The organism is Aerococcus kribbianus (assembly GCF_026805545.1).
GTDB lineage: Bacteria > Bacillota > Bacilli > Lactobacillales > Aerococcaceae > Aerococcus > Aerococcus kribbianus.
The window spans coordinates 414,111-432,619 of the sequence record NZ_JAPRFR010000001.1 but is presented as its reverse complement, the minus strand read 5'-3'; the positions used below and the strand labels follow the sequence as shown (position 1 = coordinate 432,619).

At 40.1% G+C, this 18,509-nt stretch carries 17 protein-coding genes and 1 riboswitch; of the genes, 10 read left to right on the top strand and 7 right to left on the bottom strand.

The window, feature by feature from the left end; all coding sequences use genetic code 11:
• Positions 1–138: 138 nt before the first annotated feature.
• Positions 139–771, bottom strand: a complete 633-nt coding sequence (locus OW157_RS02055) for a GNAT family N-acetyltransferase (protein WP_268751669.1) — start codon at positions 769–771, stop codon at positions 139–141.
• A gap of 205 nt (positions 772–976) precedes the next feature.
• Here OW157_RS02055 and OW157_RS02050 point away from each other — a divergent pair, with 205 nt between their 5' ends.
• Complete coding sequence (locus OW157_RS02050; protein WP_268751668.1) at positions 977–2,311, top strand: C1 family peptidase; 1,335 nt, start codon at positions 977–979, stop codon at positions 2,309–2,311.
• A 69-nt stretch (positions 2,312–2,380) separates the two neighbouring features.
• Here the strand turns inward: OW157_RS02050 and OW157_RS02045 are convergent, their stop codons facing one another.
• The 3 genes from OW157_RS02045 to OW157_RS02035 form a co-directional block, all read right to left on the bottom strand.
• The gene (locus tag OW157_RS02045) at positions 2,381–3,664 is read right to left on the bottom strand and encodes an HlyC/CorC family transporter (RefSeq protein ID WP_268751667.1); all 1,284 of its coding nucleotides are present in this window, start codon (positions 3,662–3,664) and stop codon (positions 2,381–2,383) included.
• Between the two features lie 96 nt (positions 3,665–3,760).
• The gene (ybaK, locus tag OW157_RS02040; protein ID WP_268751666.1) at positions 3,761–4,246 is read right to left on the bottom strand and encodes a Cys-tRNA(Pro) deacylase; all 486 of its coding nucleotides are present in this window, start codon (positions 4,244–4,246) and stop codon (positions 3,761–3,763) included.
• Positions 4,247–4,253: 7 nt separating this feature from the next.
• A complete protein-coding gene (locus tag OW157_RS02035) occupies positions 4,254–5,213 on the bottom strand; it encodes a 2-hydroxyacid dehydrogenase (protein ID WP_268751665.1) in 960 nt (319 codons plus the stop codon).
• A 166-nt stretch (positions 5,214–5,379) separates the two neighbouring features.
• Here OW157_RS02035 and OW157_RS02030 point away from each other — a divergent pair, with 166 nt between their 5' ends.
• Positions 5,380–5,652 (top strand): DUF503 domain-containing protein, encoded by a 273-nt coding sequence (locus tag OW157_RS02030; RefSeq protein WP_268752236.1) that lies wholly within the window; start codon positions 5,380–5,382, stop codon positions 5,650–5,652.
• Between the two features lie 38 nt (positions 5,653–5,690).
• Here the strand turns inward: OW157_RS02030 and OW157_RS02025 are convergent, their stop codons facing one another.
• Positions 5,691–6,155 carry a YaiI/YqxD family protein gene (locus OW157_RS02025; protein ID WP_268751664.1) on the bottom strand — a complete coding sequence of 155 codons (465 nt, stop codon included), beginning with the start codon at positions 6,153–6,155 and terminating at the stop codon, positions 5,691–5,693.
• 115 nt (positions 6,156–6,270) lie between these two features.
• Between OW157_RS02025 and OW157_RS02020 the strand changes: the two genes are divergently transcribed.
• From OW157_RS02020 to OW157_RS02005, 4 genes are all read left to right on the top strand, one after another.
• Complete coding sequence (locus tag OW157_RS02020; protein ID WP_268751663.1) at positions 6,271–7,626, top strand: APC family permease; 1,356 nt, start codon at positions 6,271–6,273, stop codon at positions 7,624–7,626.
• A gap of 172 nt (positions 7,627–7,798) precedes the next feature.
• Entirely contained in the window at positions 7,799–8,356 is a 558-nt protein-coding gene (locus OW157_RS02015; protein WP_268751662.1) for a LemA family protein, read from the top strand.
• Complete coding sequence (locus OW157_RS02010; protein ID WP_268752769.1) at positions 8,350–10,170, top strand: DUF2207 family protein; 1,821 nt, start codon at positions 8,350–8,352, stop codon at positions 10,168–10,170. Before OW157_RS02015 ends, OW157_RS02010 begins: the two co-directional genes overlap by 7 nt.
• Positions 10,171–10,522: 352 nt before the next feature.
• Positions 10,523–11,392 (top strand): DUF368 domain-containing protein, encoded by an 870-nt coding sequence (locus tag OW157_RS02005; RefSeq protein WP_268751660.1) that lies wholly within the window; start codon positions 10,523–10,525, stop codon positions 11,390–11,392.
• A 60-nt stretch (positions 11,393–11,452) separates the two neighbouring features.
• Here OW157_RS02005 and OW157_RS02000 read toward each other — a convergent pair whose 3' ends face one another.
• Positions 11,453–12,208, bottom strand: a complete 756-nt coding sequence (locus tag OW157_RS02000; protein ID WP_326938032.1) for an amino acid ABC transporter ATP-binding protein — start codon at positions 12,206–12,208, stop codon at positions 11,453–11,455.
• A 20-nt stretch (positions 12,209–12,228) separates the two neighbouring features.
• A complete protein-coding gene (locus OW157_RS01995; protein WP_268751659.1) occupies positions 12,229–13,854 on the bottom strand; it encodes an ABC transporter permease subunit in 1,626 nt (541 codons plus the stop codon).
• Positions 13,855–13,944: 90 nt separating this feature from the next.
• Positions 13,945–14,110: riboswitch (Lysine riboswitch) on the bottom strand.
• Positions 14,111–14,283: 173 nt separating this feature from the next.
• Between OW157_RS01995 and OW157_RS01990 the strand changes: the two genes are divergently transcribed.
• Genes OW157_RS01990 through trxA form a run of 4 tightly spaced genes read left to right on the top strand, consistent with a single transcriptional unit; the run spans position 14,284 to position 18,304 of the window.
• Positions 14,284–14,949 (top strand): hypothetical protein, encoded by a 666-nt coding sequence (locus tag OW157_RS01990; protein ID WP_268752768.1) that lies wholly within the window; start codon positions 14,284–14,286, stop codon positions 14,947–14,949.
• Positions 14,950–14,960: 11 nt separating this feature from the next.
• Positions 14,961–15,512 (top strand): CvpA family protein, encoded by a 552-nt coding sequence (locus OW157_RS01985; RefSeq protein ID WP_268751657.1) that lies wholly within the window; start codon positions 14,961–14,963, stop codon positions 15,510–15,512.
• A 32-nt stretch (positions 15,513–15,544) separates the two neighbouring features.
• Positions 15,545–17,932: an endonuclease MutS2 gene (locus tag OW157_RS01980; protein ID WP_268751656.1), complete on the top strand. Its 2,388-nt coding sequence runs from the start codon at positions 15,545–15,547 to the stop codon at positions 17,930–17,932.
• A gap of 60 nt (positions 17,933–17,992) precedes the next feature.
• A complete protein-coding gene (gene trxA, locus OW157_RS01975) occupies positions 17,993–18,304 on the top strand; it encodes a thioredoxin (protein ID WP_268751655.1) in 312 nt (103 codons plus the stop codon).
• Positions 18,305–18,509 lie beyond the last annotated feature (205 nt).

Genomic DNA, 18,509 nt, shown 5'->3' with positions numbered 1-18,509 from the left:
TCATTAATATTTAAGTTCATTATAGTCTAGATCTGATCAGGGGCGCAAAACACTGGCTTTTTTTATAATTATGTTGAGACAAAAAAGCGTTTAGGTTTAAAGCCTAAACGCTTTTTGATCATCCTTTAAAAAGAATTTCTACGCTTTTTCATCAGTTTCAATGTTGCCGGCATAGAGGAAGAATTTGTAATCAGGATCATTGCTAGAAGGGATGGCTGGGTCAGCCTTTAAACCCTTATAGTCATAGAAGCCATAGTCACAGGCAGAATCCGTGTGCAAAGTGTAATGGCTAACACCATGGTCTTTAAACTCAGCTAATCCTTGTTTCCAAAGTTCGCCACCGATTCCTTTGCCTCGAGCACTAGGACTGAGGATAAATAATTCAACTACCGCTTGGTTGACTTCTTGATGATTTTTATCGAGTTCAACATTGATCTCGTTTTCTTCATCGAGTTGTTTGAGTAGCTCATCTTTGACTGGATCAGTTGATAATCCTAATTCTTTAGCATCATTAAAGGTTTCCCGCATAAAGAGACGCAAGGCCTTGGCATGAGAAAGGATGTTTCCTAAGAATATACCCAGAACTTCACCATCTTTTTCTGCAGTGAGCCCAAATGATGATTGGTAGAGCCTAAGATTAGAGTCCAAAGAAACAAAAACGTCTGTCATTTTGGGACTTTTTTGATAGGGTTCGGCATACCATGTTTGTCTGGTCATTAGATGCAAGGCATCAAAGTCAGAATCTTTGTAAGGTCGAATAATTGTTGTCATAATTACCTCCTTTTGTCCATTATAGAAAAATAAAACATAAATGGCTAGAGATATGCTAGCCTTGGCTAAGATGACAAGCTAGGTAAGGGTAAAAAATACAATATTGTTTACATAAACTCATTTAGCAAAAAATTATGAGACAACCCTTGCAAAAAAATGAAAAAACGCTAAGATTATTATTATAAACTTTTAAGGAGGTTGAGTGATGATTAATCAAGATTTAATTTCACGCTTCAATGATAAATATCAAGGTCAAGCTGCTAATAAGGCCGTGGAAAATGCCATTGCCAAGGTTGGTATTGACCAGGCTACCTACAACAACAACACTCGACGACGTCATGATTTTACCTTTTCTCATGAAACCAAACGTGGCAAAATTACTAATCAAAAGAAATCTGGCCGCTGCTGGATGTTTGCGGCTCTAAACACGGCGCGGGTAGACACTATGGATAAGTTAGGCGCAGAAACTTTTGAGTTTTCACAAAACTACACCTTGTTCTGGGATAAATTAGAACGTAGCAATTACTTCTTGGACTCCATTATTGAGACAGTGGATGAAGACTTAGCGGGCCGGCTTGTTTCCCATCTATTGTTTGATCCATTAGGGGATGGCGGACAATGGGATATGTTTGCTGGTATCTTGCAGAAATATGGTGCTGTTCCCAAAGAACAAATGCCGGAAACTTACCACTCCTCTAATACCAATGTGTTAGATTCTTTCCTCACTTCTAAATTACGGGAATTTGCACATACCCTTAGACAGGCATACTTCGACGGCAAAACGCTTGATGAATTGGCCAATTTAAAAGAAGATATGCTTTATTTTGTTTACCAAGTCTTAGTGAAAGCTTTGGGAACGCCACCGAGTGAATTTACCTATCAATACCGTGATAAAGAAGGTAACTTCCACCGCTTAGAAAAAATGACCCCACAAACCTTCTTTGCTGATTATGTGGGTTGGGACCTTGATAATATGGTGAGTCTAATTAATGCGCCAACCGAAGACAAACCTTATGGCCGAGCTTTTACAGTAAAATATCTAGGTACCATTAAAGAAGCCAAAGCTATTCAATACATTAATGTGCCAATGGAAGTTTTAAAACAAGCCGCTATTGATGCCATTAAGGATGGCCACCCGGTTTGGTTTGGTTGCGATGTCGGTAAAATTTCTGACCGACAAGCTGGAATCATGGATTTAGATCTCTATAATTATGCGGATACCTTGGGTGGTTATAGCCAATTAAACAAGGCTGAACGTTTGAATTATGGGGACTCATTATTGACTCATGCCATGGTATTAGTTGGTGTTGATCTTGATGACCAAGGCCACGCGATTAACTGGAAGGTTGAAAACTCTTGGGGTGATGAAGTAGGTGACAAAGGAATTTTCTCTATGTCAGATGAATGGTTTGATGAATACACTTATCAAATCGCTGCCCTAAAAGATTACATTCCTGAAGAATGGTTAAAAGCTCTTGACCAAGGGACGATTGAATTGGAACCATGGGATCCAATGGGTGCCTTGGCTAAGGTGAAATAAGGAAACAGTTTAAAATGCAACAAGCCCCTCAAAAATTCACTTTTTGAGGGGCTTGTTTTTATGCTTATACTATTGGTCAACATCTTCATCACTTTCGTAATCTAATCGCTTAGCGTCTAGAAGCGAGACGCGTTGTTTGTCTTCTGATAAGACTTGGAAGGTCCAACCCTTAGTGGAGAATTGGTCACCAGTAGCGGGTAATTTGCCTAATTGGTTGATAACGAAACCATTAACGGTTCGATAAATTTGGGGCTCTTCTAAGGGAATACCTAATAATGGTAAGGCTTTTTCTATGGAACATACTCCATTGAATTGATAATGATTCCCCGGCGAGAGTTCCTTAATATCAGTTGACACCACATCATCTTCGTCCCAAATCTCACCGACCAGTTCCTCGAGAACATCTTCCATAGTCACTATCCCATTGACGCCGCCGTGTTCATCACGGACCACTGCCATATGAATTTTTTGCTTTTGCATTTGTCTCAAGAGGTCAGCTAATTTAATCGTAGGGTGAATAAATAAAACATCTGAGACAATGCTTGGCAAGATAACTGACTTATTATTGTGTTTGGCACGTAGGTAGCGATTAAAGTCCCGCTCGTGTAAGACCCCAACAACATTATCGATGGTATCATCATAAACGACTAAACGTGAATAAGGGTGGGTGAGGAAGCTTTGGTCAATGGTATCGTCAGAGTCATTGATATCTACCGCTTCAACATCTACTCGGGGTGTTAGGGTGGAAGAAACTGTCCGGTCGTCAAAATTGATGGCAGCTTTAACCAAGCGTTGTTCGTCATATTCAATAGAACCACCAGATCGTGCTTCATCGACCAAGGATAGTAATTCGTCCTCACTAATACTATCATCACTTTCTAGGGGAATTATGTGTTGGATCATTCGTTGCCAACCATTAATTAACCAAACAATAGGTGTCATAATTACCATAAATAAACGTAGGATAGGTGCGGAAAATTTAGCAAACTGTTCAGGAACCATTTTAGCGATTAATTTTGGCGTAATTTCTGAAAATAATAAGAGAACAACAGTGGTAACAATGGTTGATAGGGTTGCCCCGTAACGAGGAAACCATACCAATAAAACAACTGTTGCAATTGCTGAAGCAGCAATGTTGACGATATTATTTCCAATTAAAATGGTCGATAATAAGGATTCAAAATTATCTAGTAAGTGTAAAGCTTGTTGGGCTTTCCGGTCACCATTGTCTGCTTGATTTTGTAGACGGATCGATGAAACCGAAGTAAAGGCGGTCTCTGACGATGAAAAATAAGCTGATAAAACGACACATAAGCCGAAGAGAAATATACTACCGGCAAAGGATTGGTCCATTCTTTTTCCTCCTAGGATTAAATGAGTAAGGCGCTAAGCCAAGAGAGACTTAGCGCAGCTATTCGTGATTAGATTTATTGATTATAGGTTTAAACTTTACTTGTATTGAGCCACTGGGGCAAATTGTAATTTCTTGATGGCCGCGTCTAAATCGCTAGTAGCGACTTTGACACTAACTCCCACCTTACCTGCTGAAAAAATAATTTGCTCATAATTTTGGGCAGAATCATCAATTGTCGTTAAAAAGTCATGTTTCATCCCAATTGGTGAACAGCCTCCGTGAACATAGCCTGTCAAAGGTTCGAGCTCTTTTTCTTTAATCATAGTGACTGATTTTTCGTTGACGGCTTTGGCAGCAGCTTTTAAGTCAAGACTGGCTGCAACTGGTACGAGGAAAACGTAGTGATCACCAGATTTGGCTTGGGTGACTAATGTTTTGAACTGTTCTTGAGGGTCATTACCCAATTTATTGGCGATTTCCACACCATTATGGACATCATCACCGAAATAAGCCTGATCTTGGTAAGAAATTTTGGCTTGGTCTAAGCGACGCATTACATTGGTTTTTACTTTTTTGGACATAGTTCGCCTACAATTCTACAATATTTTCTGGCTTACCATCAATAAAGGCTTGAATATTGGCAAAGGCAATTTCAGCACGAGCGACCATCGCTTCATCACTCAAGAAGGCGATATGTGGGGTAAGGACAGTATTTTTAGCCTTTAATAGCGGATAGTCATCTGCTAAAGGCGGTTCCCCATCAAAAACATCAATCCCAGCTCCGGCAATTTGGTCGTTGTTGAGTAAGTCAGCTAAGGCAGCGTTATCGATGATAGGCCCTCGTGCTGCATTGATTAAGATAGCAGAGTCTTTGATTAAGCTTAGTTTCTCTTGAGACAAGAAATTCTTAGTATGGTCATTTAATGGTAAATGAACAGAGATAATGTCTGCGGTTTTTAATAGGGTATCTAAGTCAGTATAAGTAATGCCAAGTTCTTTGGCTTCCTCTTTTTCTGTGCGACTATAAGCAATTAAATTGGCTCCAAAAGCTTTAAATAATTTAGCAGTCTCTAAGCCAATATTTCCTGTTCCAATAATTCCCACTGTTTTGCCTTTGATTTCTTGGCCTTGGATTGGCCCAGAGAAATTTTCTCCTTGACGGATCGCTTCATTTGATTGGGGAATTTGCCGATAAAGGGCTAAGGTCAGTGCAATCACTAACTCACTCACCGCTGTGTTGGCATAACCTGAAGCATTGGCAACTTGGATATCATTTTCTTTGGCTGACTCGGCATCGACATGGTCCACCCCAGTGAAGGCGACATTTAATAGTTGAATTTGTGGATTGGCTGCAATAACCTCAGCAGGATAGGGATTATTCGCAATAGTGACAATGTCTGCTCCCTCAGAACGTGCAATCAGCTCATTAGGATCTGTCGTTTTATTGTCAAAATACTTGAACTCATGACCGGCATCAATCAAGGGTTGAGCAAGTTGCTTGATCTTTTCTTCTGGAACACGTAGGGGCTCAATTAAATGAATACGCATGATATCATACCTTTCTAATACTTGAAATTTGTCTTAATCTAACTTTAAGGGATTTTTCCATTAAATTCAATCCAGGGGCTAGGATATTTGTTAATTATAGAAAAAGAAAATTTTCAGGACGTATAGCTGTGCTAGTATAAAAGAAAAGGGGGACTTTATCTTGTATATGATTGGATTAGAATTGATCTTACGTTTGCCTGAAGCCTATTCTTTAAAGGATAAGCGACAAGTTCTCCGGTCAATTAAGGATAGAACGCCTAAAAAGTTTGGTGTGTCCATTGCTGAAGTGGCTGAGCAAGACACGGTCAACTTGGCAGTTATTGGCCTAGCTAAAGTAGGTATCAGTTATCAATCTACCCGACAAAGTCTACTTGATTTAATGGAATGGTTGGAAACACATTATCCAGTAGATTGTTTAGAGTATGTTTTCTATGAATAAGAGGTCTAGCATTATCTAACACTAAATTACAGCCTGTTTTAATGGTCGTTAGTTTGTCTTCTTTCTAAGTCCAGTATGAGTTTTTCTAACTGATTACTGAAGTAGCGACGGTCTGCTGCCGTAAACGCTTTGGGTCCTTTAGTTTTTTGTCCTGCTTTCCTTGCTTGCTGTCCTTGGTAGCGTTGCATTAGGAGTCTGTTTATATTCTCTTGAGAATAACGTAAACCGCTGTGGTGGATGACCTCTGTCTTATTAATCATTAAGGAAGCGAGACCGTAATCTTGGGTGATGACGATATCGTTTCTCTCTGCTAGAGCAACAATTTTATAATCGGCTGCGTCAGGACCTGCATCGACATAGACGGTTGAGACACCCTCAAGATTGGCCTTTGGACTGTAATGATCGATGCTCGTAACAATAGTGACGGGCCAATGATGGCTTTGCCCTAGGGCGATGGCTTCGGCTTTTACTGGACAGGCATCACCATCAATTAAAATTTTCATAAGACCACTCCATTCAGGCTAGATTATTGACTGACAATTCTGTATAATGAGGCTTGCTGATATTTTTTAGTGAAATTTTCCTCCCTATATAAAGGGTTAGAAAGAGGATTTATTTATGCAAGCCAAAGAAAAACATTACGGATTATTTACCGCTATCTCCATGATTGTAGGAATTTGTGTGGGATCGGGAATTTTCTTTAAGGCTGATAATATTTTAACATTGACCAATGGGAATGTCGCATTGAGTATATTGGTTTTTATTATTGCTGCCCTATGTGTCATTACTGGAGCCATGTCCATCTCTCAATTGGCCACCCGGTCCAACGAGACTGGTGGGGTGGTTGCTTACTTCGATGAGTTTATTTCTAAGGATTTTGGTAATGGTTTTGGCTGGTTTTACCTATTAATATATTATCCAACCATTACTGCAGTGGTGTCATGGGTTGCAGGAATTTACACCCTACAGTTGTTCGGTTTTCCAGCTAATCTGGCCTGGGAGATACTAATTGCTGTGACCTATGTGGTATTGTTATTCGCCATGAATTATTTATCCTTGACTATGGCGGGGCGTTTTCAAAATTTAACGACTATAGGTAAATTAATTCCCCTAGTAGGGATAGGCTTAGTGAGTTTCTTCCTAGTGAGTCAAGTTGATCAGACCCCAGCTCGTGGTGAATTGATGACTACTAATTCCCATCCTTTATCCTGGCTAGCTGCTTTGACGCCAATGGTTTTCTCCTATGAAGGTTGGATTGTTGCCACTGGAATATCCAATGAAATCAAAGATGCTAAGAAAAACATCCCCTTGGCCTTATTTTTTGGGCCAATTATTGTTCTGCTTATTTACCTGGCTTATTTTATCGGTTTGGTCCGTTTAGCTGGTGTTGATGCCATTGTTGGCCTTGGAGACGGTGTTGTTTCTGTGGTTGGACAAAACTTATTAGGTGCTTGGGGTGACAAGATTCTTACCTTCTTTATTCTGTTGGCTGTGGTAGGTGTGGTTAATGGAATGATTTTAGGCTTCATTCGCTTACCCCAGGCCTTGGCTTTGAAAGAAATTATTCCTTACTCTCAACAAATCAAAGAAATTAATTTTCAACGGGGCTTATCCCTAGCTTCAACCCTAGTTGCTTTTGCTTTGACCTTAGTCTGGCTGGCCATCCATTATGTGGTCCAACGTTTTGCCTTATTAGGTCACAGTGATGTTAGTGAAATTGCTATTATCTTTAATTATATTGGCTATATCCTACTTTATGCTAAAGTGATCCAACTTTGCCGGCAAGGTGAAATTACTAATCGTTTTATGGGTATAGTGATTCCTTCACTAGCAATCCTGGGTTCCTTGGTCATTATAGGTGGGGGTTATCTAGCTAGTCCTCAACTCCTACCAATCTTTATCTTAATTTGCTTAGGCATTTGTCTGCTGGGTTACCTCTATGGGAAAAAAGCTCGCCAACAAACAGCAAAATAATGAAGTGTTAAAAGCAGCTAGTTTTCTAGCTGCTTTTTTATTGTTATGGATTGTAAGTAGTTGAGAGCCTATGCTGAAATTGATTTAATTTCGACAAGCTAGTTTCGGCTTATAAGTGACTAGAACTTATGGATGCGTTATACTAAAATTAACAAAAAGAGGGGGTTTTCCTATGAATATTGGATGGATTATCGCAATTGTAATTGTTGTTTTAATTGTTGGGCTTGTTGTTTGGGGGATAAAACTATACAACCAAATGATTGGAAGCCAAGAGATGGTGACTAATGCTATGGCACAAATTGCTGCTCAAGTGGAGTCGCGTTGGGATGCTTTGACTAACTTAATCCAAGCGACGACAAAATACCAAAGTCATGAATCCGAGACTTTAACAACTATTGTTAAACATCGGTCAGGTGTGGACAAAAACTCGTCAGTAAAAGATGTTGAAAAAGACGACCAAGCTTTTGCTAAAGCCATGCGTGCTATTGATGTGGTAGTGGAACAATATCCAGACCTTAAAGCAGCTAATGTCTACCAAAGTACTATGAATAGTGTTAACGATTATGAAAATAATGTGCGTCAAGCGCGGATGATTTTTAATGATACGGTGACAAAATATAATCGTTTAATTAAAACATTCCCGAATTCAATTGTGGCAGGTATTACTGGCTTTAAAGCATCTGACTACTTTGAAGCGTCAGTAGAAAAACAGGAAATGCCTCAATGGTAAAATCCATTAGAGCTAATGTCCTGACCATTGTTCTTTTACTTTTAACTTTATTTATTGTAGACAATGGTTTAGTAGCGGCCAACACGATTGAAAGCATTGATGTCCAAGTGCAGTTGCAGTCAGATGGGTCCGCCCAGTTTACTGAAACTTGGAAAGCCGATGTTGATGAAGGGACAGAGCTATATAAACCCATTGAATTAACTAGTGAACAAACGATCACGGATTATCAGGTATCCGTAAATGGCACCGCTATGCAAAAAGTGGCTTCATGGGATGTGGATGCTGATTTTGACAGTAAAGCTTATCAATACGGCCAAGGTTCTGACGAGTTGAACTGGGGGATTTCTGAGTATGGTGAAAATACTTATGAAATCACTTATACCGTGACTAATTTTGTGGCTCAAACCCAAAGTTATCAGATGATTTATTGGCAGTTTATCAATGATTCAATGTCACCAGCACCTGAATCAGTACGGGTGGAAATTGCTTCTGAATTAGGTGATATTACTGCTGAAGACCATCGAGTGTGGGGATTTGGTTATAATGGTGATATTAGCTTTACCAAGCAGGGAACTGTTTTAGCTGAGAGTCAGGGCGATTTTAATGAAGGGAATTACGTAACCATCTTATTGCGACTCCCCGACCAAGCCTACAGTACAAGATTTCATTTAGATAATGACTTTGATCACTATGTCAAACAATCTTTTGCAGGCTCCAATTATAATTGGGAAGATTATGATCCGGATGCTAGTCAAGAAGATTTACAAAAAATGGACGTTGAAACCGACCCTATGTCAAATTTTGAAATTGGCGTAATAGGAGCATTTATCCTTGCTGGCTTAGCCTCTGTTGTTGTATCACTAAGATTAGGAATCAAGCTTTGGCAGCAACGTCGGCGCATGAAACGGGTGTATCCTAAGTTAGAAAATCTTTCGAATGAATTTGAAGGAGAGTACTATCGTGATCAGCCCTTTGAAACTGTCTTTGATTCCTACGTCAGTTTAGTTGTACTCTCTAACCACAATATGTCTGAAGAAACAGAAGAGGCCTCAGAAGGAATGTGGACTGCTAGTTTACTATGGTTGATTAAGGCAGGTTATCTGCGTCCTCTTGGTGAAGCAGAACAAGACAAGGGGCAATTCCAAATTGTCAATAAAGAGGCAGAACTTGATGAGCCAATTGCTATGTTTTACGATATATTGGTCAAAGCTGCTGATAAAGAAGGTTATATCGAAGAAAAGCGTTTTAAAGCGTATTTAAAATCTCATTCCAGTGACTTTACTCGCTATATTAAAAAAATTAAGGCAACTAGTGAAGAGTATATGCTTGCTCAGGGCTATCAAGAAGAACATTTGACGGCTAAAAAGAAATCCGATATGACCGACTTGGACAAAGCTAACGAAGAAGCGGCATTCCCATTAACTCAAACAGGGTTAGAAAAGCGCAATCAATTAGTTAAGTTTCATAATTACCTTAAGGACTACTCTTTGCTTAATGAACGGTCCGCTAAAGAAGTCGTTTTATGGGATGAACTAATGTTATATGCGGCGGCCTTAGGTATTCTTGATGAAGTTGAAGCAGAATTTGCTAAACTCTATCCAGATTACCGTACAGAATCTGTTTATAGTGGCGGAAGCGGTGACTTTACTTTCACTCAGTACTACCTCTTCAGTCGTGCCATTAATACTTATTACCGAGAACTCAATAGACCAAAACCAAGTAGTCCTTCTAGCTCAAGTGGTGCCGGAGGATTCTCCAGCTTAGGCGGAGGAGGCGGTTCCTTTGGTGGTGGATCCGGAGGCGGTATCCGTTAATTATTTCATAGTAATAGTAGAAGGGGAGTAAAGTCGTTAAGAACAGAAGCCTTGGACCAAAAGACTGCAGATAGCGATAAGTTATCAAAAATTTTTGGAGTCCGACTAGAAGATTATACAAAAAGACTGGGGCTTTTGTCCCAGTCTTTTTGCGTTCTTCGATCATTTATCTTTTAAACCAGAGAATTTAAGCCCCCAATCCTTTTTCTATTATGACAAATCTCTCGTTTTTCAAGCGACTGACTCAGCTCTATTTGTGATTTTTTCAATTTTTCTTAAAGTCGGTGGGTCCTATCGCCAAGCGAGTTGAAGATGTGTATAATAGATGGAGAAATGAGAAAGGAATGAAACAATGAATAATGTTGATATGCGTGACTGGCTAATTCGCCTGTTTAAAGGGGCCACAGTAGGAATTGGGGGTATTTTACCTGGCCTATCTGGTGGGGTTTTAGCAGTTATTTTTGGAATTTACGATAAAATGTTGAGCTTCCTCGGAAATATCACCAAAGATTTCTGGAAAAATGTGATTTATTTTATTCCAGTTGGAATTGGTGGTGTTCTGGGAGTGGTCCTTTTCTCCGTAGTGGTGGAGAAGGCCTTTGGTAGCTACCAAGCGCTTTTTACGTGTTTGTTTATTGGTTTTGTAGTGGGTACCTTGCCATCGCTCTTTAAGCAAGCGGGTCAGAAAGGCCGTGACACTAGTGATTTAATAACCATGACAGGATCAGCCTTAGTTATCTTCCTATTGATGGTCATAGGAGGGCAGTCTCTAACTCAAGTTCAACCGTCATTTTGGGCCTGGATCTTATCGGGTGCCTTAATTGGCTTAGGTGTTATTGTCCCTGGTATGAGTCCAAGTAACTTCCTTATCTATTTTGGTTTATATGATAAAATGGCCGCGGGAATTTCTTCTTTTGATTTTGGTGTGATTATTCCCTTAGCCTTAGGATTGGTGATTTGTGTCTTGTCTTTAGCCAAAGTCGCTAATTGGGCCTTTGCGCATTATTATGCCAAGATGTATCACTTTATTTTAGGGACTGTTATTGGCTCATCATTAGCCATCTTCCCAACAGTCGTTTTTCCGGCTTTTACGGCAGAAGCATTGGCGGAAACAGGCTTATCCTTTATGATGACCTTGTTGATTTCATTAGTAATGTTTGCTTTGGGAATTGCTTTTTCTTATTGGTTCTCAGGCATCGAAGAAAAATACAGCCGCGATTAGATTAATGTGGTTATAATAAAAGGCTTAGCACAGAACGATCTGTTGCTAAGCCTTTTTATACTAGATACTTTGGCGTTCGCTGAGGTAGCGTGATAAGAAAGTTTTGGTTCTTTGGTGTTGAGGGTTACCGATAACGTCTTGTGATGGGCCGTCTTCAACAATCACCCCTTGGTCCATAAAGCAAACGCGAGTTGATACATCACGGGCAAATTCCATTTCATGGGTCACCACAATCATGGTTAAACCTTCTTTGGCTAATTGAGTCATAGTCTCTAATACTTCACCTACCATTTCTGGGTCTAGAGCGGAAGTAGGCTCATCAAAGAGTAAGAGCTCAGGTTCCATAGATAAGGCTCTGGCAATGGCTACCCGCTGTTGTTGCCCACCAGATAATTGGTGAGGTTTGGCTTCGCGGTATGGGGCCATGCCAACTTTTTCTAGATTAGCAAGGGCGATTTTTTCAGCTTCCTCTTGGCTACGACCTAGGATTTTCTTTTGACCAATGACACAGTTTTCTAAGGCATTCATATTTTTGAAAAGATTAAATTGTTGGAAGACCATGCCAACTTGTGACCGATAATGGTTGCGGTTGAACTTAGGGGCAAGTATGGACTCTCCATGGTAACGAATATCACCATTAGTCGGTTCTTCTAACAAGTTTAAGCATCGTAATAGGGTTGATTTCCCGGAACCTGATGAACCGATGATGGAGATGACTTCACCGGTATTTACAGTGAAGTCGATATCTTTTAACACTAAATTATCGGTATAAGTCTTCTCTAAATGATCAACTTGTAAAATTAATTGCTCTGTCATAGTTTACTCCTCCTAATGGTTTACTGTTGGATTGTTGATGAGGTATGAACACGGTAAGAATGGTCATCAGAAAATTTGCGTTCCACAAAATTCAATAGTCGCGTTGTTGTAAAGGTTAAGACTAGGTAGATTATAGATGCGATAAAGAATGTTTGGAAGGTTAGGTAGGTTGAACCAGCAGTAGACCGGGTAATAAAGAATAGTTCAGTGACCGCAATAACGTTCAAGACGGAAGTATCCTTGATGTTGATGACAAATTCATTTCCTAAGGCAGGCAGGGTAGTGCGAATGGCTTGGGGTAAAATGATTGATGTCATCGTTTGGAAGTGATTCATTCCAATCGCTTTAGCGGCTTCGGTTTGGCCCTTGTCAACTCCGCTGATCCCTCCCCGGATAACTTCAGCTAAGTAAGCACCAGTATTAATGGAAACAATGAGTAGGGCAGCAGCCATTGATGACAAGTCTAAATCAAAGAAAAGTTTAGAGCCATAGAAAATTAACATGGCTTGGACCATCATTGGTGTGCCACGGAAAATTTCAATGTAGCAAGCAATCAAGAAATCAACAAGCTTATAGAAAACAAAAGCAATCAGATTATCCTTGCCAACTTTTAAGGAACGAATGATGGCAATAATTAAACCGATAATAAAACCAATTAAAGTAGAAATTAGGGCAATAAACATGGTGTTACGGGCGCCACGTAAAAATTGGCTACCGTAATTTGACCAAATACCTGCAACTTCGGCCCAGAAACCTTGACTTTCGCCGCGTTCATTTAGGTCTACCATGTCCTCCATCATTTGATCGCGGTCAGATTGGGGAATAGTTTCTAGTGCTTGGTTGATGTAGTTCGTTAGGGAAGAATTCTTACGAACCCCAACTGCAATGTCAGTGGTTTGGTCTCCTAAGTCGAAGCCTTGACCGTCAGCAAATTCAACAATGTTTAAGTCTGGGTTAGCGGCTAGGGCAGCTAAGGCGCCTGGTCGTTCAGAAATATAACCATCAATTTTTCCTGATAGAACGGAAGTGATCATAGTAGGGAAGGTATCTAAGGCAGTTTCTTTATTGACATTAGGGATTTGGTCAATTAAATCATAATGGAAAGTATTAAGTTGGCCAGTAAGACTGGCTCCGGATAAGTCTGCTAGAGAACTGGCATCAGCGTACTGACTGTCGCTCTCTGTAACTACCACAATATCAGAATCATAATAGGAATCAGAAAAATCAATCTGTTCTAAACGTTCTGGTGTTGGTGACATCCCAGCAATAATGGCATCGATTTTGCCAGATTGTAAGGCAGGTGGTAGGCCGTCCCATTCTACCTTGACAATTTCTAATTCTAGACCTAACTGCTGAGCAATCGCTTTGGCGATTTGAACATCGTATCCATTGGCATATTCGCCTTGGGAATTACTAATAGGAACGGCCCCATCGCTAGCCGAAGTCTGCGTCCAGTTGAAGGGCGCATAGTCAGCCTCCATTCCGACTCGTAAGACACCGTCAGTTTCTAGGCTGGCGTTTAATTCATTCTGATCAACAGCGATTGCGTTTTGGTTGGCTTTGGCGACTTGGTAAGACCAAGGACTAAGCACTAATAATAGGGATAATAAAGTTGTTAATAAGGGGGTCCATGTTCTGCTTTTCATTTGTTTTCCTCCTAAATAAAAATCCTCTACACAATAATTGAGTAGAGGAGGGTACGGAAAAGTTAGACAATGGGGCCCCAAAGTCAATGCTTTTCGGATAGCACATCACAATCGTGACAGTTACAAGCCTATTATGACTTATACCCAGGAGGTAGACGTCGCCACGCCTAGCCAACTTCGGCAAAACACCCCTTTTGACCACTTCCTAGCTGCCGCTCAGTGGTTTACTGATGAGTTTTGCTCCTCTATCTCAAAATGTGTTTTCGGTTGTTAGTAATCAAGATACACTAATTTAAATAAAAAAGCAATGCTAAAATGAGAAAAGCTTTAATTAACTGAACTAGCCAGTTAAGGGATAAAATGATAAAATAAGGCATAATAGACTAAGTAATCAAGCAATGAATACTTAAGGAAATGGAAGATGTCTCAATGAGTAAACGTTATACAACCCATATTGGGTATAAAAAATTAACCTTACGAACTGATCGGTCCGCCGACCAAGTCAAAAAAGTCAGCCAGTCGTTAAACGGGGATTTAAAGTCTTTATCGATTCGGCAAGCTGATCGGTCCTTGGAAGATTTATTGGCTTTGTTAGTTTTTAATGCTTATTCAGACCGGATGACCTTGGCTAATGACTTAAAAACCATCCAAGAAGATAAGAAGTTCTTATTAGAACGCAATCAAATCTTAGAGGATAAATTAGCGGCCTTAGAAGCTAAACTAGACGCTAGCAAGCAAAATCAGCAAGTAGCTAATTCAGAAAATACCGAATTAGAGGGAAGTAAAGTAGCGGAATATGGAGATGAACCTGACAAAGATTCTAGTGGTCGACCAATCCCAGAAAACCCAAATAATAAGACTGACCAAGAACCATTTGAAACTAAAACTGCTCCTATCATTGCGGGAGAAACAAGAAAAACCCAGTCTATCGATCCTAAGTCTTCAACAAAGGCCACCATGCTGAGTGGTCAAAAAACAGCACAAGTCAATAAAAATCATCATGATTTAAAAGCTTATAATCCTAGACGCTTAAGCGAACAACTCAGCCAGGCGCCTAAACGCTTAAATCAGTTACGTCAAACCCCTAGACCTTAAAGGAGCTTACTATGACCCTAATCCTAGTTTTGGTTTTATATAGTTTAGATGCCTTCCACACGATTCAAGAGGGTAGTCGCCAGGCAACCGCAAAGTTTGTAGGCATGTTACTTGCCTATTTTTGTGCCAGTATTTTCTACAAGCCCCTAGCGGCTTGGACAGCTTTGTGGGTTCCTTATCCAGGCTTATCATTGCAAAGTGATTTTGTTTATTTTCCTCAAAATATGATTCGACAGATGGACCAGGTTTATTTTCAAGCGGTGGCCTTTATTTTAATCTTTATTCTAATAATGATTGTAACCCACAGTATCAAGGCTTTTATGCCCTCTAAACAAGATAAAATGTATCCTAAAAATCGCGATGTTTTAGTCGGGGGAATAGTTGCTATTATTTATACTAGCTTGTGCCTTTGTCTCTTGTTTACTTTTTTAGCAACGTTGACTTTCCCGTGGCTACAGAATTTTCTAGCTGATAATATGGTGAGTGATTTCTTTATTCGCCAAGTCCCATTCTTTTCTAAACATATCCTCTCCTTATGGCTAGATGGGGTAGCAACTTTATAGAATGAAATGATGAATGATTAGAGGAGATTGTATTGAACCAAAAAATATACCAATTACTAGCTTTTGATCAGGTCCGACGTGAATTGGCCCAAGAAACGCAGACGGAATTAGGTCAAAAACGGGCCTTGAAATTGGAAGCGATGACTGATGCTCAAGCGATCGTTAAAGCTCTAGACGAGGTTGAAGATGTACAGCGTCTAGATGAAGAAGCAATGGCTTTTCCAATTGGACAATTAGCGAATATACGTCCTTATTTGCAGCGTCTAGCGATGGAAGCTGACCTAAACGGTAAGGAACTAGCGACCATTGCTAAAGTCTTACGTGCTGCAACTGAGGTGGCAGATTTTTATAAGAAAGTTGCTGAAACAGATATCGAAATACCTGCTTTAGCAGTTTATGAAGAAGAATTAGCGGATGTGTCTAAGCTAAGCAAGCGTTTGGTGGAGTCGATTGCTGATGATGGAACTGTTTATGATGCGGCCAGTCCTAAACTCCATGGCTTACGTCAAGCGATAAAATCTGAAGAAGCACAAATTCGGGTTAAACTCAATCAATTAATTAAGTCTGATAAGGCCAAACAATTGAGTGACCAATTAATTACTATTCGTAATAATCGTTTTGTTTTACCAGTTAAACAAGAGTACCGCTATGCTTTTGGTGGGGTAGTTCATGACCAATCTTCTAGCGGGCAAACCTTGTATATCGAACCTCAATCAGTTCTAGATGCTAATAATAAGTTATCTAGTCTTCGCAGTGAGGAAAAGGAAGAAATCCGGCAAATCTTAGCTGATCTCTCGCAAACTTTGATGCCTTATCGTGATGCGATTGAGCATAATGCCTATATCTTAGCTTATCTGGACTTTGTTCAAGCCAAGTATCGTTATGCCAAGCGCATCCAAGCCAAACGTCCTCAACTGGCTAGCAAGCAAAATATGCACTTGAATAGCGCACGGCACCCCTTTATTCCTATTGACCAGGTGGTGGCCAATGATATTTATTTTACCGATGACTATGACATGATTGTTATTACGGGCCCTAACACTGGTGGGAAAACCATCACCTTAAAAACAGCTGGGCTATTACAGCTAATGGGTCAAGCCGGTCTCTATATTACTGCAGAAGAAGGTAGTGAAATTGCTGTTTTCAACGCTATCTATGCCGATATTGGTGACGAGCAATCCTTGGAACAAAGTTTGTCAACTTTCTCAGGCCATATGAAAAATATTATTGATATTTTGGAGCAGGCGGATTCTCAGAACTTGGTTTTAATTGATGAGTTGGGTTCAGGAACCGATCCTAAGGAAGGGGCAGCATTGGCTAAAGCCATTTTAAATCGTTTGGCTTTTTTACAAGCAACGGTGCTAACCTCTACTCACTATCCAGAATTAAAGGCTTATGCTTTCGACCATCCAGCAGCCATAAATGCCTCTATGGTTTTCGATGAAGAGAGCTTGCAGCCTGCCTATGAACTATTAATTGGTATACCGGGCGGGAGTAATGCCTTGGATATTTCCCAACGTTTAGGCCTCGATAGTAACATCGTTCAAGAAGCACGGTCTGAACTTGCGCATGATGAGAAGAATCTCAATGACATGTTATTAGAAATGGAAAGTAAACGGCAGGCATATGAAGAACAATTGGCTAATCTCAATCAAGAGATTCAAGAATCAGAACAATTGCGACAAGAAATTGCTGATGTATATAATAAATTAAGAGCGGATAAGGAACGTTACTTAGAACGAGCGCGCAAAGAAGCCAATGCCATTGTTTCTGACACCAAAGACCAAGCTAAAAAACTTATTGGTGATATCCGTGAATGGCAACGGGCTAATCCTAATGGCCAAGCAGTCAAAGAGCACCAGATGATTGCCAAACAAAAAGAAATTGACAATCTAAGTCAAGAAGAACGACAATTAAAAGATAATAAAGTATTGAAAAAAGCCAAACGTCAAAAACAAAAAGACCATAAACTTGGTCCTGGAGATGAAGTTAAGATTGCTCCTTATGACCAGAGAGGAACCTTGGTGGAAAAACGTGATGGCGGCTGGTTGGTTCAAATGGGTGCTCTTAAGGTCGAAGTGCCTAAAAAGAATGTGACTCTAATCCAAGCCAAAAACAATCACCAGGAGAATTCTGGCAAACGGGCCGGTATCAAAGCAAAAAAAGCCAAAAGTGTTAAAACCGAGTTAGACTTGCGGGGGCAACGTTATGAAGAGGCCATGACCCAGCTTGACCAATTTATCGATTCGGCCTTATTAGCTAACCATGGTCAAGTGACCATTATTCACGGTCACGGCACGGGCGCCCTACGTAAGGGTGTCCATAAATACTTGCGCCAACACTCCCAAGTTGAAAGTTTTGAATTCGCTCCTTACAATATGGGAGGTAATGGTGCTACCATTGTTAAATTCAAAGGTTAAGCACATTATTCTGGATTCAAAGATGACGATGTTATAATACTGACTAAGGAGGTCGTGTAAATGGTTAAAGCAATTACAGATCAAAACTTTACAGAAGAAACTCAAGACGGTTTAGTCTTAATCGACTTTTGGGCAACTTGGTGTGGTCCATGTCGGATGCAATCCCCAATCGTGGAGCAATTAGATGATGAAATGGGCGACCAAGTGAAATTCACTAAGATGGATGTGGATGATAATCCGCAAACAGCGAGTGAATTTGGTATCATGTCTATCCCAACCTTGATGATTAAAAAGAACGGGCAAGTGGTTGACCAATTAGTTGGTTATACACCAAAAGAACGCTTAGAACAAATTCTAGAACAATATCAATAAAATTGTGAGAAGATGCGCTAAAAAGCGGGAGAACTGAAGCCTTGGACCAAAACACTGAAGATAGCGATTAGCTACCAAAGCTCTTGCTTTTGCGAATTCAACGAAGTGATAAGAGTTCATATATTACGAAGAGGCTGGGACATTTGTCCCAGCCTCTCTTTTTGTATTATCTAACTATTTATTTATTATGTTCTCCATCACAGCC

Excerpts from the sequence above, each read along its gene's own strand:
- OW157_RS02055 (WP_268751669.1), bottom strand. The coding sequence starts at position 771 with ATGACAACAATTATTCGACCTTACAAAGATTCTGACTTTGATGCCTTG.
- OW157_RS02050 (WP_268751668.1), top strand. The coding sequence starts at position 977 with ATGATTAATCAAGATTTAATTTCACGCTTCAATGATAAATATCAAGGT.
- OW157_RS02045 (WP_268751667.1), bottom strand. The coding sequence starts at position 3,664 with ATGGACCAATCCTTTGCCGGTAGTATATTTCTCTTCGGCTTATGTGTC.
- ybaK (WP_268751666.1), bottom strand. The coding sequence starts at position 4,246 with ATGTCCAAAAAAGTAAAAACCAATGTAATGCGTCGCTTAGACCAAGCC.
- OW157_RS02035 (WP_268751665.1), bottom strand. The coding sequence starts at position 5,213 with ATGCGTATTCATTTAATTGAGCCCCTACGTGTTCCAGAAGAAAAGATC.
- OW157_RS02030 (WP_268752236.1), top strand. The coding sequence starts at position 5,380 with ATGATTGGATTAGAATTGATCTTACGTTTGCCTGAAGCCTATTCTTTA.
- OW157_RS02025 (WP_268751664.1), bottom strand. The coding sequence starts at position 6,155 with ATGAAAATTTTAATTGATGGTGATGCCTGTCCAGTAAAAGCCGAAGCC.
- OW157_RS02020 (WP_268751663.1), top strand. The coding sequence starts at position 6,271 with ATGCAAGCCAAAGAAAAACATTACGGATTATTTACCGCTATCTCCATG.
- OW157_RS02015 (WP_268751662.1), top strand. The coding sequence starts at position 7,799 with ATGAATATTGGATGGATTATCGCAATTGTAATTGTTGTTTTAATTGTT.
- OW157_RS02010 (WP_268752769.1), top strand. The coding sequence starts at position 8,350 with ATGGTAAAATCCATTAGAGCTAATGTCCTGACCATTGTTCTTTTACTT.
- OW157_RS02005 (WP_268751660.1), top strand. The coding sequence starts at position 10,523 with ATGAATAATGTTGATATGCGTGACTGGCTAATTCGCCTGTTTAAAGGG.
- OW157_RS02000 (WP_326938032.1), bottom strand. The coding sequence starts at position 12,208 with ATGACAGAGCAATTAATTTTACAAGTTGATCATTTAGAGAAGACTTAT.
- OW157_RS01995 (WP_268751659.1), bottom strand. The coding sequence starts at position 13,854 with ATGAAAAGCAGAACATGGACCCCCTTATTAACAACTTTATTATCCCTA.
- OW157_RS01990 (WP_268752768.1), top strand. The coding sequence starts at position 14,284 with ATGAGTAAACGTTATACAACCCATATTGGGTATAAAAAATTAACCTTA.
- OW157_RS01985 (WP_268751657.1), top strand. The coding sequence starts at position 14,961 with ATGACCCTAATCCTAGTTTTGGTTTTATATAGTTTAGATGCCTTCCAC.
- trxA (WP_268751655.1), top strand. The coding sequence starts at position 17,993 with ATGGTTAAAGCAATTACAGATCAAAACTTTACAGAAGAAACTCAAGAC.